Raw genomic sequence first — 13013 nt, forward strand, 5'->3', positions numbered from 1 at the left:
CCGGCACACCACCAGCTTCACTTCCTTCAGGTGCTGCCCGGCACAGCTGGCCTCCAGCAGCTTGCAGCTAGCACTGTCCAGGTATTTGGTGAAGGTAAAGTTGGTGAGTGTGGTGCGGCCTGATGATGCGCCACCCGCTGAGCTTGCGGTGGCAGAGGTGCTCTGATTGGCACCGAATTTGTAGCCGATGATCTCGATCCAGTTGGCGTACTGCTCGTCCAGTGCTTCGCCAGTGATTTCCGCGATTTGAATATAAGCATCGAAAGCCATGCTTACCTCTCCTTGGTAAAGATTGGGCTGATAACGACGGTGTTCGGACATCGCCGCCTTGAGGATGTTCCCGAAGACGAATGGCGGATTGGCGCTGCGTGCTTTCAGGTGCAATTGAGCCTAGCGCTCTAGGCCCGATGCCGCAATCGTATGCGTCCGGCCAGGGCCAATTTGGGAAATTGCCTACAATTTGATGATGAATGCTGGTTGATCACGTCAAAAGTCTTTCGAGCCGAGATTGGCCAAAATCCGGCGCACAATCGGCCGATAGCCAGCTCAGAGAGGGATCGCAGCAGGGCTGACAGGTGTTTGCCAGAAGATATGCAGCGCGTGTGAGATCGAGCGCCGCCCGCGCGGCGCTTCGCGGGTAAACCCGCTCCTACGTTTGTTTCGGGCCAATTATGCCTGTGGGATTTGCGCGCGAAAGCCTTGGCGCATGCCTCAATATCGCGTCGTACGAACAAGGCGGTCGCGCGCACCAGGCGCAGGATGGACTGGCCCCAAACAAACGTAATCGATGGGCTCGCCCCCGCCGAGGCATCACAGTGCCACGGTGGCGTTCGATGAAGCCAACGGCAGCGAGGGCGAGACCATGAAAAAGCATAGTTCCAAGCAAGCTTCTCTGTCTGCCAATGATGTGGAATCTTGCAACACCATTGCGATCGACCTGGCCAAACAGGGGCGGTTTCAGAGGCTGAGTGCAACACCACATTACTGAGTTAAGGCAGAGTTCTCGTGATGTTTAGCCATCATCTGCGTCATCATTTCGATCGGGCATGGATAATCAAAACGTTGGCGCGGACGGATGTTCAACTGGTACGCAATAGCGTCCAACTGCTCCTGGCTATGGGCCGATAAGTCTGTTCCCTTAGGTAAGTACTGCCGGATCAAGCCGTAGATGTTTTCGTTGCTGCCGCGCTGCCAAGGGCTGTGCGGGTCACAGAAGTAAACAGCTACGCCGGTGCGCTGGGTGATTTCGGCATGGCGTGCCATCTCACGGCCTTGGTCGTAGGTGAGCGTCTTGCGTGCTGCCAGCGGCATTCGGTTAAGTGCAGCACTGAAGCCTTCTATGGCCGAGGTGGCGGTGGCGTCATGCATTTTCACCAGCATCAGGTAGCCCGTGCTGCGCTCCACCAGGGTGCCTACCGCAGAAGCGTTGCCTTAACCTTTGATCAGATCGCCCTCCCAGTACCCCGGCGTCAAACGGTCTTCCACCTCTGGCGGACGAACATGAATGCTGACCAAGTCGGGAATTTGGCCACGCCGGTCAACCCTTCCCGAGCGCGGGCGGCGACTGGTTTTGCCTTGCCGCAGGCAGATGATCAGCTCTTTACGAAGCTCGCCCACCGACAAGGCGTAGATGGCGTTGTAGATCGTTTCGCGACAGACGTAGGCGTCTTCAAGCTTCGGGAATTACATCCGTTTGAGTTTGCCGGCAATTTGCTGAGGAGAAAAGCATTGTCGCAACAGGTAGACCACAAGGTCGAACAGTTCGCTACCTGGCTCAAGCTTGCGTGCGGGCCGACAGCTTTTGCGGCGTTGGCGCATCTGCTGATGGGCTTGGCTGGCAGAATAGCGCGGTGTTGCCACCATTGCGGCGAAGTTCGCGGCTGATGGTCGAAGGACTGCGATTAAGCATCTTGGCGATGGCTCGTTGGCTCAGACCCTGAAGCTGGCCAAGCTGGGGGGTGATGCGTTCTTCAATACTGAGTTCGTGATAAGACATAGGCGCAGCGTACCGGATTGGTCAGGTGTTGCACTCAGTTTTTGCCGCCGCCCTTGCATTTTACTAAGGAGTTTTCGATAACCTTTATATATCGACAAGCCAAGCAAACCATTACACACGCTGACGGCCATACAAGCGAGCAGGATAGACGCGATTATCGTCAAAGCTACGGCACTCATTCTCGCGCTTTTCCTTCAGGCCCGGCTGACACTACCCCCGGTGCCTGGCACTGCACTAGTCGGTAACTAACCAAGACTATTTTGCGAAATTCCTTACAAATTTAACGATGAAGACAGCTCGCTTCCGCTCACCGCAGGCTCCAGCCGAAAACTACTAATAGCCTACCAATTTCAACCACACCCAAAGACCAATTAGCGATAAAAAAACACCCACATGAACAAACCACAAGCCAACTAGCATACGACGCAAACCACCAGGAAACCTCTTTACATCCTGACGATCCAGAAGGCCTTTACGAATACAAATCGCCCTCATCGACAACATGACGGACGCCGAACCGGTACGCATCACTTTACCTAACAAGCCGGCGGAGCTAAAAATCCTTTTGTTACCCGAAACCATTGAACTATTAGAAAGTAACGATTCTATGTAATTTACATAACGAACTGAAATATAAATCCACACAAATATGACTATAAACATAGCTACCATCAAAGGAAGACCTAACCACCTCGTGTCGAAGCTAGTCATTGCGTCACCTCACATAACAACTCACCGACCATCTCACCGATATCACCTACGGCCGAACCGCCTTCGCCATCAAGAATGCTTCATGACCTGTGCACATAGGCGTGCTGGGATCACCAACAATCACAAGCTCCCCGCCGACAACAACACCATTGGCGATATGTGCATTCAGCACATCAAACTTGGCCCGCTGATTGGCCGACATGGGCGTGCCGGCCTTCAGCGACTCATACGATTGCGCCTGAGGATTGATAAAGCTGCGTGCCTCGGACATGGTCGCACCTCACGCATACTTCTTGTTGGCGATGCGGTCCCAGCCGCCGGTCACGCTGCCGCCCGCGCTGCCGTCGCGGCGTTTCTGCCGCGTATAGGTGGTCTTGATGCGGCCGTAGTTCAATTGAATCACTTCTATCGGCACCCCGGCGCTGGCGCTCTGGCGTAATCGGCGATGATCACTTCTTCGAGAACGACTTCGTAGTACTTGAGCTTTTCGGTACCGGCACGGCACACCACTAGCTTCACTTCCTTCAGGTGCTGCCCGGCACACCTAGCCTCCAGTAGCTTGCAGCTAGCACTGTCCAGGTATTTGGTGAAGGTAAAGTTGGTGAGTGTGGTGCGGCCTGATGATGCGCCACCCGCTGTGCTTACGGTGGCAGAGGTGCTCTGATTGGCACCGAACTTGTAGCCGATGATCTCGATCCAGTTGGCGTATTGTTCGTCCAGTGCTTCGCCAGTGATTTCCGCGATTTGAATATAGGCATCGAAAGCCATGCTTACCTCTCCTTGGTAAAGATTGGGCTGATAACGACGGTGTTCGGACATCGCCGCCTTGAGGATGCTCCCGAAGACTGTTGATCGTGGTATCGGGATTGCCGTTGTATTTGCTGAGTACGCGGATGTATCTGAACAAGGCTTGAAAGCTTGCCCAGGCTGCCATATGGCCTGGGCACAAGCCTGAGTATTTGAGACCTCATCACAAGTTCACTTTAAAACTCCCATCACACACACGCTGACTGCCATACAAGCGAGCAGGATAGACTCGATTATCGTCAAAGCTTCGGTACTCATTCTCGCGCTCTTGCTACAGGCCCGACTGACACTAGCGCCCAGCGCTAACCACCCAGCATCGAAGCTAACATTGCGTCACCTCCTTTGGATACGCTTGTAGCCATCCAGAAACAACAACTATGAACCAAGCCCAATTCTCACGCCATGGCTATGGGCTATTGCCAATACAGCAGCCAAGTAAAAAATAGTACGATCAGTGTAATTAGTAGAATCTGAGCAACCCATAAACGCACTAACAATTTTTTCAGATCGACTGGAGTCTTGCGGACGTCTTCGCCATCTAACATTCCTTTACGAACGCTAAAGGATCTCATTGTTAACATTGCTGAAATTGAGCCGAGGCGCATGACCCTTCCAAACAGGCCAGAGCTGCCGTACATCTCCCTATTAACGACCACCATGCGACTATTCGACAAGTATGATTCGATACGACCCAAGCATCGATGCGCAACAAAGGCCAGTACGGCGAACATCAAGAAGGGTGAAATAATCAAAAAAACACCGAGCACGGCCACCTGCTGGCTATTCATCGCACGGCCTCATAAAAAATCTCACCCAAAGTCTCGCCTCCCATTTTTCCTAGCGCCCCACCAGCCATACCACCAGCGGCACCCCCCAGCACTGCGCACGCGATAGTTGCCGTTCCTCCCGTGGGAATACCTACCGCAACACAGACCATTGGGCCAATGCTGCCCCAACATATCCAATCGCACCTCCAATCCCCCAGCTAGCGGCCAGTGAACTTCGCTCGATATACTTAACTCTTCGACAATCATCCTCTCGACCGAGCATGCAAGCTTGACGAATCGATAACTCCGTTGACGCCAAATCCAGCGCCATGCCCACATACGTCCCCTTTTTAATCCAACTAGCGGCTCTCGCCACACCCGCTATCTTTTCTGAGTAACCGCTAATTTCGCCAGTATGCAAAAAACTCTTTGTAGATATACCAAGCGCCCTCTTGATCTTGCCCCTGCTTCGCAACCCTGCCCCATATGCGGCCATGCCATCCAATTGCGCCTCCAACTTCAGAAACAAAGCTGTGCGCTTCGCATAAAAATCGTTACGTTCTTTCAACGTACCGTGATTCAAATACTCTCTATGAAGATGCGCCACCCGCTGAGCTTGCGGTGGCAGAGGTGCTCTGATTGGCACCGAACTTGTAGCCGATGATTTCGATCCAGTTGGCGTACTGCTCGTCCAGTGCTTCGCCAGTGATTTCCGCGATTTGAATATAAGCATCGAAAGCCATGCTTACCTCTCCTTGGTAAAGATTGGGCTGATAACGACGATGTTCCGACATCGCCGTCCTGAGGTCGTTCCTGAAGAAAGCGGCGAAGTTTGCCGAGTGCCTTCAGGCAAGATCGACACTAGCTCCCTGCGTCTAGCGCTGCAACAGCAAACATTCTAACGAGACCTATTCGGGAAATATCCTACAATTTTGAGGAAGATGCAGACTTGATCACGTAAATGAATGTTTCACCTTCATATTCAGCGCTGTCTACAAATTCGCCAACATCCGACGCACGATCAGGCCATGTACCTGGCCAACCGGCAGCATGTACAGCCGGCCAAAGGCATTGAAACACCGCACCGACGTGGTCACTTTCAAGCACTGCCCATTCACATCCATGCAGACCATCACCGCCAAGTGCGTATCGCGCGACGTCAGCACCAGTTGCTGGTCGCTGATGGCCTCGACAGTGAAGAAGTCCAGATGCTCGCCGTCGGCTGGCACATGCCCAGGATTCTGGGGAGTGAAGCCATGGATATCGGCGACATTGAATCGACGCGAGATGAAGTCACGAATGCGGAAGGCCTTGGCCAGCCAGGCGGGAACATCCGAGGTCATGGCGCAGTAGGCTTGCAGGGCGGTCATCGGGGCAGTGAGCTGTCTGCTGGCACTGTGGAGAAAATCGTGGTCTGCCTGGGCGGCGACCAATTGGGCGGACATGAGCAACTCCCTTTGTCATGTGTCGCTGACAGCATAGCAACATGACTCGCTGTAGGAGCGGCCTTGTGTCGCGAAAGGGCCGCGAAGCGGCCCCAGCAATAGATGTGTTTACGCGAATATCCTGGGACCGCTTTGCGGTCCTTTCGCGACGCAAGGCCGCTCCCACAAGAAGAGACTGCGCAGGATTCAGGCCCGGAACTGGCCCAGGCTGGCGCGTAGCTGAGCCGCCAAGTCATCCAGCACCTTGCTGCTGGCCGTGGTCTGCATCACCACCTCAGCCGAGCGTTCGGCCTGGGCATGGATGTTCTCCACCCGCCCCCGAACCGCCTGTGCGCCATGGGCCTGTTGTTCGGCAGCGCGAGTCGCCAAACCAATGGCCGCGTGAACTTGCTCCACCGCAGCCTGCACCGACTGCTGGCGACGTTCGTTGTCGCGCAGCACCAACAGGCCTTCACTGGCCTTGAGCCCGGCCTGGCTGATAGTAGCCACGGCCTCCTTGGCGCCCTTCTGTAACGCGGCGATGTGCGACTGTATATCGCCAGTGGAGCTTTGCGTCTTGCTCGCCAGCGCCCTTACTTCATCGGCTACCACGGCAAAACCACGCCCGGTTTCCCCCGCCCGGGCCGCCTCGATGGCGGCGTTCAAGGCCAGCAGGTTGGTCTGCTCGGCGATGCCGTGAATAACCGTCAGCACCACTTCGATCTGCTCACTCTGCTTGGCCAGGCGCTCGATCACCTGGGAGCCCGTCTCCACTTGGCCGGCCAGGTTCTCGATCAAGCTCGCCAGCTGGGTCGAGCTGCGGCTGTTCTCGTCGGTGGCCTGGCGAATATCCACCACCTGCTGCAGAGCCGCCTGCATCGCATGGCTTTCGGCCTGGGCTTCGTCAGCCATGCTCGACAGGTCACGCAGGCTGGCTGCCACTTCATCACGCTGCAGCGCGGCAGCAGCATCGGCGCCGGCATTGCGCTGGGCCATCGCGCCTATCTCCACGCCGGTACGCTGCGCCACTTCGCCCGCCTCCCGCACGATTGGCTGCAGCTTGTCGACAAAACGGTTCACCGCCGAGGCCATGTCGCCAATTTCATCGCGGCTGTCGAGCGACACGCGCTTGGTCAGGTCGCCCTCGCCCGCCGCAAGGTCATTCAGGGCAGTTATCAACAGGCGCAACTTGCTCAGCACCCGGCGCCCCAGCACCACGGCAACGACCAGCAATACACCTAACCCCACCAGCGCCAGGCCCAGGCCGATGCGCCAGCGCAGCTCGGCAGCGGCATCGCGTACGGTCTGCGCGGTATTGGCCTGCATTGCCGCTGCACTGCCCTGTGCTTTCTGCAGGCGTTCGCGCAGGGTGTTGCCGCTGTCGGCGGCAGCACCGTTCAGGCTGTCGCCAACCAACTGTTCACCACTGGCAATCAGCGCCGAAAAGCGCTGGTCAAGGGCCTTGAGTTCCTGGTCGATGCCTGCGGTGGAAACCCCCATGACCACTTTGCCGATTTCCGCTCCATTGGGGTTGATCGGCGCTTCCACGAAGTACACCGCCGGGTCGCGCCGGGCGGCGTCGATCACCTTGTCCAGCGCGCGCTCGCCTTGACCTTTCTCCATCAAAGCCTGGTTGATCGGGTTCTGCCGGTTCAGGTAGCGGGTCAGGTGCTGGCCTTGGGCGTCGTCATAGATCACGAACAGCACATTGGGATTGCGCTGGGCGCGGCGGGCGAAGTCGGAGAGTACCGGCACGTCGTTATCCCAGATCGCCCGCGGGGCGACCGAGGCCAGCAACTCGGCCATGTCGCTGGCCGAATCCTTGAGATTCTTCTCCAGGGTGCTGCGCAGTTGCTGCTGCTCGCTTTGCAGGCGCGTCGCCAACCCCGCGCTGAGGCGCTGGCGAGTGCTGCTGGACAGGCCGTCGAGGCCCGAACGTACATCTTGCCCGGCTTGCTCCAGCTCGCTGGCGAGTTGGCGGCTGTCATTACCCAGGCGCTCGCCAAGGTCGGCCTCCAGGGCAGTCACCGTGCTGCGGGTGAGGGCAACGGCAACCAGCACCTGCACCAAAAGCGCGATACCAAGGGCAACAAACACAGGCCGCAGAAGGCGGCTTCGTAACAGTGAGAGGATGGCAGACACGTTGTAACCCTCGTGTTTTCTGGCGCTACTATTTTGATGGCATCGTCAGATGTTTCTTACAGCAAGGGTTGTGCCGGGGGGAGCAGGGATATGCGCCAAGGTTGAGCAACGGGGTTGCCTGGGCTGGTCCTATCGCCTGCAAGCCAGCTTCCACAGAAAGCCCACAGCGCTCAAGGCAGGCATACGCCACAAACAAAAACGCCGCAGCCCCTTTCAGGGCCACGGCGTCAGATCAGCCTGGAGGGCAGATCAGGCGAACGGATGGCGCAGGACGATGGTCTCGTTGCGGTCCGGGCCGGTCGAAATGATGTCGATCGGGGCGCCGACCAACTCTTCGATGCGCTTGATGTAGTTGCGCGCGGCCTGCGGCAGCTCTTCCAGGGTTTTCACGCCCAGGGTCGACTCGCTCCAGCCTGGCATCGCTTCGTACACCGGCTCCAGGCCGATGTAGCTGTCGGCATCGGAAGGTGCGTCGATCACGGCACCGTTCTCGTTCTTGTAGCCAACGCAGATGTTGATGGTTTCCAGGCCGTCGAGCACGTCCAGCTTGGTCAGGCAGATGCCCGAGATGCTGTTGACGTCGATGGCGCGACGCAGGATCACGGCGTCGAACCAGCCGCAACGGCGAGCACGGCCGGTGGTGGAGCCGAATTCGTGGCCACGCTTGGCCAGGGTTGCGCCGGTTTCGTCGAACAGCTCGGTCGGGAACGGACCGGAACCCACGCGCGTGGTGTAGGCCTTGGTGATGCCCAGGATGTAGTCCAGGTACATCGGGCCCACGCCGGAACCGGTGGAGATACCACCAGCCGTGGTATTGGAGCTGGTGACGTACGGGTAGGTACCGTGGTCGATGTCCAGCAGCGAACCCTGGGCGCCCTCGAACATGATGTCCTTGCCGGCGCGGCGCAGGTTGTGCAGCTCGGCGGTGACGTCGAGCATCATCGGCTTGAGCTGTTCAGCGTAGGCCATGCACTCGTCCAGGGTCTGCTGGAAGTCGATGGCCGGCTCTTTGTAGTAGTTCACCAGCTGGAAGTTGTGGTAATCCAGCAGCTCACCGAGCTTGGCAGCGAAACGCTCGCGGTGGAACAGGTCACCCACGCGCAGGCCGCGGCGGGCGACCTTGTCTTCGTAGGCTGGGCCGATGCCGCGGCCAGTGGTGCCGATCTTGGCTTCGCCACGGGCTTTTTCACGGGCCTGGTCCAGGGCCACGTGGTACGACAGGATCAGCGGCGCCGCCGGGGAGATGCGCAGGCGCTCGCGCACCGGTACGCCCTTCTCTTCCAGCTTGGTGATTTCACGCATCAGCGCATCCGGGGCAACGACCACGCCGTTGCCGATCAGGCACTGTACGCCTTCACGCAGGATGCCGGACGGAATCAGGTGCAGAACGGTTTTTTCACCGTTGATCACCAGGGTGTGGCCCGCATTGTGGCCACCCTGGTAGCGCACTACGGCGGCAGCATGTTCGGTCAGCAGATCGACGATCTTGCCTTTGCCCTCATCACCCCACTGGGTGCCCAGGACGACGACATTCTTACCCATTACATTGGTCCTCATTCACGCAAACTTGGTTGCCGGCCTGTTGCCGACGCAGAAACTCACTGGGCCAGCGGCAGAACCTGCCAGCGCCCGTCTTGCTGAATCAATTGCCGATCACAATCCGCCTCGAGAGCAGCACTCAACGGCTGGCCAGGCAGAGCCTGAACCACACGCTGGCCCTCGCTGCGCAACTGGCAGACTTGCTGCCAGAGGGCCGCGTCGCCACTGTCGGGCATCCAGATGCCGCCAGTTGGCAATACGACCTCCGCTCGCCCCAGTGTGACCAGGGTCTTCAAATCCGTGGAGAAACCTGTGGCTGGGCGTGCCCGGCCAAAATCGGCGCCGATGTCGTCATAGCGCCCGCCCTGGGCAATGGACTGCCCCTCGCCCGGCACGAACACGGCGAACACCACACCGGTGTGGTAGTGGTAACCGCGCAGCTCACCGAGGTCGAAGTACAGCGGCAGTTCCGGGTAGCGCGACGCCAGCCGGTCCGCGATCGCCAGCAGGTCGTCCAGCGCGGCCAGCACGCTGGCCGGGGCGCGCCCCAGGCGCACGCGCGCTTCGTTCAGCACTTCACGGCCACCGCACAGCTCGACCAGCGCACGCAACATGTTGCCCAGGTCCTTGGGCAGGTCGGCAGTCAAGGCTTGCACCTCATCGACCGACTTGCGTTGCAGCGCGTCGAACAACTGCTGCTCCACTGCCCCGGACAGGCCGGCCGCCCGGGCCAGGCCGCGGTAGATGCCGACGTGGCCAAGGTCCATGTGTACGTCCGGCACGTCAGCCAGTTGCAGCGTGGCAAGCATCAGGCTGATGACTTCGACGTCGCTGGTAGGGCTGGCATCGCCATACAACTCGGCACCCAGCTGGATCGGGCTGCGCGAGGTGGACAGTGCGCGCGGTTGGGCGTGCAGCACGCTACCGGCATAGCACAACCGGCTTGGGCCTTCACGGCGCAAGGTGTGCGCGTCGATACGGGCCACCTGCGGGGTGAAGTCGGCGCGGAAGCCCATCAGGCGGCCGGACTGCGGGTCCACCACCTTGAAGGTGCGCTGGTCCAGGTCCTGGCCGGCGCCGGTCAGCAGCGACTCCAGGTACTCGATATGCGGGGTGACGACCAGTTCGTAGCCCCAACCCTGGAACAGGTCCAACACCTGGCGGCGCGCGATCTCGATACGCGCGGCCTCAGGTGGCAGTACTTCCTCGATGCCATCTGGCAGCAGCCAGCGGTCTACCGTTGCCATTACGCCATTTCCCCTCTGGTCCGGGCGGCTTGCCAGCAGGCGAGCCGTCAGTAAAGCCGGTATCGCGCACAGCAGCGGGCAGCACTGATCCCAGCGCAGCCACCGTACCCGATACCCTCGAATTGCCTTGCGAGCTGAGCAAACCGTCAACCGGCGCTGTGCCAATCAACCTTGCAGACGCAAAAAAGCCGGGAAATTTCCCGGCTGCCTCATGATACACCCCTTTTCATTCAGGATGCACCCCGCCTGGTGTTTTAGCTGCCAGGCGGAGCGCTGCCGCATGAAAATCAGGGCCTGAGCATTACGGCTTGCTCTTGTCCAGGAAGCGGAAGAACTCGTTCTTCGGATCCAGGACCAGCACGTCGCTCTTGCTCGAGAAGCTTTCGCGGTACGCCTGCAGGCTACGGTAGAACGCATAGAAGTCCGCGTCCTGGGTGTAGGCCTTGGCATAGATGGCGGCCGCCTGGGCGTCGCCGTCACCGCGGGTTTCTTCCGCTTCGCGGTACGCTTCGGCCAGCAGCACACGGCGCTGGCGGTCGGCGTCGGCACGAATACCTTCGGCCAGCTCGTTACCCTTGGCGCGGTGCTCGCGGGCTTCACGCTCACGCTCGGTACTCATGCGGTCGAACACGCTGCGGTTGACTTCCTTCGGCAGGTCGATGGCCTTGACGCGCACATCGATCACCTCGATGCCCAGCTCCTTGTTGGCCATGCGGTTCAGCGATGCGGTGATGTCAGCCATCAGTGCGTCGCGTTCACCGGAAACCACTTCGTGCAGGGTACGTTTACCGAACTGGTCACGCAGGCCGCTTTCCAGGCGACGCGAAAGCCGCTCGTCGGCGATCTGCTTCATGCCCGACGTGGCGGTATAGAAGCGCTCGGCGTCCTTGACGCGCCACTTGGCGTAGGCGTCGACCATCACCGCTTTCTTCTCCAGGGTCAGGAACCGCTGGGTCGGGGCGTCGAGGGTCATCAGGCGGGCGTCGAACTTGCGTACCTGGTTCACGTACGGGATCTTCACGTGCAGGCCTGGCTGAACATCAGCCTGGACCACCTTACCGAAGCGCAGCAGCACTGCACGCTCGGTCTGGGACACGATGTAGAAGCTGTTCCAGGCCACGATGGCCAGGACCACGGCGGCGATCAGGGCGATCAGCGATCTGTTGCTCATCAGCGGCTCTCCCTAGTGCGCAGCGGCTGCTGTTGCTGTTGCATGTCCTGCGCCGCACGCGCGGCCGCATCGTTGGCCGATGGCGATACGCTGGTGGTTGGCGCGGACGCGTTGCGGCTGCCTTCGACCATTTTGTCCAGCGGCAGGTAGAGCAGGTTGTTCTGCCCATCCTTGGTTGCCACCATGACCTTGCTCGAATTGCTGTAGACCTCTTGCATGGTCTCCAGGTACAGACGCTGGCGGGTCACGTCAGGTGCCTTGCGGTACTCGCCGAGCAACTTGCTGAAGCGATCGGCCTCACCCTTGGCGCGGGCGATGACTTCGTCGCGGTAGCCGTTGGCGTCTTCGATGATGCGCTGCGCCTGACCACGGGCTTCCGGCACCACGCCATTGGCATAGGACTCGGCCTGGTTACGGGCGCGCTGCTCGTCTTCACGGGCACGGATCACGTCATCGAAGGCTTCCTGCACTTCACGCGGGGCTGCCGCGCTCTGTACGTTGACCTGGGTAACGGTGATACCCGTGCGGTAGTTGTCGAGGAAGCGCTGCAGGCGCTCGCGGATATCCACGGCCATCTGCTCACGGCCTTCGGTCAGTACCTGGTCCATCGAGGTGGAACCCACCACGTGGCGCAAGGCACTGTCGGTGGCGTGCTGCAAGCTCACCTCAGGCTGGTCGACGTTGAGCACGAAGTCCTGCAGGTTGCTGATCTTGTACTGCACGGTCAGCGGCACCTCGACGATGTTCTCGTCTTCGGTCAGCATCTGGCCCTGCTTGGTGTAGGCACGCTCACGCGTGACGTTCTCCATGTACTTGCGATCGATTGGCGGGAAGTAGATGTTCAGGCCGGGACCGACCGTTTCATAGTACTTGCCGAAGCGCAGCACCACGGCCTGCTCCTGCTCGTCGACCACATACACGGCGTTGTACAGCCAGATGGCAGCCAGCACCGCCAGGCCGATGCCCAGCAGACCGAAGCCACCGCCCTTGCCGATGTTGCGGTCACCGCCGCCACGTTTCTTCTTGCCGCCGAACATGCCATTGAGGCTGTCCTGCAGTTTGCGGAAGGCCTCGTCCAGATCCGGCGGACCTTTCTTGTCACCACCGCCGCCACCGCCACCACGGCGGCCGCCCCAGGGATCCTGATTGTTCGAGTTGCCACCCGGCTCGTTCCAAGCCATAGCGCTCTCCATCTGATAAAGCAAAGAC

Annotated in this window: 9 protein-coding genes and 5 pseudogenes; all 14 read right to left on the reverse strand. The window is 59.3% G+C overall.

Annotated features, from left to right (window positions below):
* A partial coding sequence (locus tag APH30_RS13420; RefSeq protein ID WP_177333731.1) for a type VI secretion system tube protein Hcp occupies positions 1 to 270 on the reverse strand: 270 nt, incomplete at its 3' end.
* A gap of 711 nt (positions 271 to 981) precedes the next feature.
* A pseudogene (locus APH30_RS13430) lies at positions 982 to 1996 on the reverse strand (IS30 family transposase).
* Between the two features lie 333 nt (positions 1997 to 2329).
* Positions 2330 to 2707, reverse strand: coding sequence for a hypothetical protein (locus tag APH30_RS28725; RefSeq protein WP_156326465.1), 378 nt, complete (start codon positions 2705 to 2707; stop codon positions 2330 to 2332).
* A 58-nt stretch (positions 2708 to 2765) separates the two neighbouring features.
* Positions 2766 to 2978: pseudogene (locus APH30_RS13435) on the reverse strand (hypothetical protein); the annotation flags it as partial.
* A 9-nt stretch (positions 2979 to 2987) separates the two neighbouring features.
* Positions 2988 to 3475: pseudogene (locus APH30_RS13440) on the reverse strand (Hcp family type VI secretion system effector).
* Between the two features lie 452 nt (positions 3476 to 3927).
* On the reverse strand, positions 3928 to 4302 hold the full coding sequence (locus tag APH30_RS13445; RefSeq protein ID WP_009681296.1) for a hypothetical protein: 375 nt from the start codon (positions 4300 to 4302) through the stop codon (positions 3928 to 3930).
* 572 nt (positions 4303 to 4874) lie between these two features.
* Positions 4875 to 5024: pseudogene (locus APH30_RS13450) on the reverse strand (type VI secretion system tube protein Hcp); the annotation flags it as partial.
* A 249-nt stretch (positions 5025 to 5273) separates the two neighbouring features.
* Positions 5274 to 5726: a DUF2867 domain-containing protein gene (locus tag APH30_RS13455; RefSeq protein WP_054912829.1), complete on the reverse strand. Its 453-nt coding sequence runs from the start codon at positions 5724 to 5726 to the stop codon at positions 5274 to 5276.
* A gap of 186 nt (positions 5727 to 5912) precedes the next feature.
* Positions 5913 to 6797 (reverse strand): methyl-accepting chemotaxis protein, encoded by an 885-nt coding sequence (locus tag APH30_RS29970; RefSeq protein WP_370593776.1) that lies wholly within the window; start codon positions 6795 to 6797, stop codon positions 5913 to 5915.
* Positions 6771 to 7511 (reverse strand): annotated as a pseudogene (locus APH30_RS29975) (HAMP domain-containing protein); the annotation flags it as partial. The gene APH30_RS29970 and the pseudogene APH30_RS29975, both read right to left, overlap by 27 nt.
* Before the next feature lie 585 nt (positions 7512 to 8096).
* The gene (locus APH30_RS13465) at positions 8097 to 9389 is read right to left on the reverse strand and encodes an adenylosuccinate synthase (RefSeq protein WP_009681301.1); all 1293 of its coding nucleotides are present in this window, start codon (positions 9387 to 9389) and stop codon (positions 8097 to 8099) included.
* Between the two features lie 56 nt (positions 9390 to 9445).
* Positions 9446 to 10633: an ATP phosphoribosyltransferase regulatory subunit gene (locus APH30_RS13470; protein ID WP_009681302.1), complete on the reverse strand. Its 1188-nt coding sequence runs from the start codon at positions 10631 to 10633 to the stop codon at positions 9446 to 9448.
* 301 nt (positions 10634 to 10934) lie between these two features.
* Positions 10935 to 11804, reverse strand: coding sequence for a protease modulator HflC (gene hflC / locus APH30_RS13475; protein ID WP_009681303.1), 870 nt, complete (start codon positions 11802 to 11804; stop codon positions 10935 to 10937).
* Positions 11804 to 12985 carry an FtsH protease activity modulator HflK gene (hflK, locus tag APH30_RS13480; RefSeq protein ID WP_009681304.1) on the reverse strand — a complete coding sequence of 394 codons (1182 nt, stop codon included), beginning with the start codon at positions 12983 to 12985 and terminating at the stop codon, positions 11804 to 11806. Before hflK ends, hflC begins: the two co-directional genes overlap by 1 nt.
* Positions 12986 to 13013: the final 28 nt, after the last annotated feature.

The sequence above is a fragment of the Pseudomonas sp. NBRC 111127 genome (assembly GCF_001320345.1).
Classification (GTDB): domain Bacteria; phylum Pseudomonadota; class Gammaproteobacteria; order Pseudomonadales; family Pseudomonadaceae; genus Aquipseudomonas; species Aquipseudomonas juntendi.

Excerpts from the sequence above, each read along its gene's own strand:
- APH30_RS13455 (WP_054912829.1), bottom strand. The coding sequence starts at position 5,726 with ATGTCCGCCCAATTGGTCGCCGCCCAGGCAGACCACGATTTTCTCCAC.
- APH30_RS13470 (WP_009681302.1), bottom strand. The coding sequence starts at position 10,633 with ATGGCAACGGTAGACCGCTGGCTGCTGCCAGATGGCATCGAGGAAGTA.
- hflC (WP_009681303.1), bottom strand. The coding sequence starts at position 11,804 with ATGAGCAACAGATCGCTGATCGCCCTGATCGCCGCCGTGGTCCTGGCC.
- APH30_RS13465 (WP_009681301.1), bottom strand. The coding sequence starts at position 9,389 with ATGGGTAAGAATGTCGTCGTCCTGGGCACCCAGTGGGGTGATGAGGGC.
- APH30_RS13445 (WP_009681296.1), bottom strand. The coding sequence starts at position 4,302 with ATGAATAGCCAGCAGGTGGCCGTGCTCGGTGTTTTTTTGATTATTTCA.
- APH30_RS29970 (WP_370593776.1), bottom strand. The coding sequence starts at position 6,797 with ATGGCCTCGGCGGTGAACCGTTTTGTCGACAAGCTGCAGCCAATCGTG.
- APH30_RS28725 (WP_156326465.1), bottom strand. The coding sequence starts at position 2,707 with ATGACTAGCTTCGACACGAGGTGGTTAGGTCTTCCTTTGATGGTAGCT.
- hflK (WP_009681304.1), bottom strand. The coding sequence starts at position 12,985 with ATGGCTTGGAACGAGCCGGGTGGCAACTCGAACAATCAGGATCCCTGG.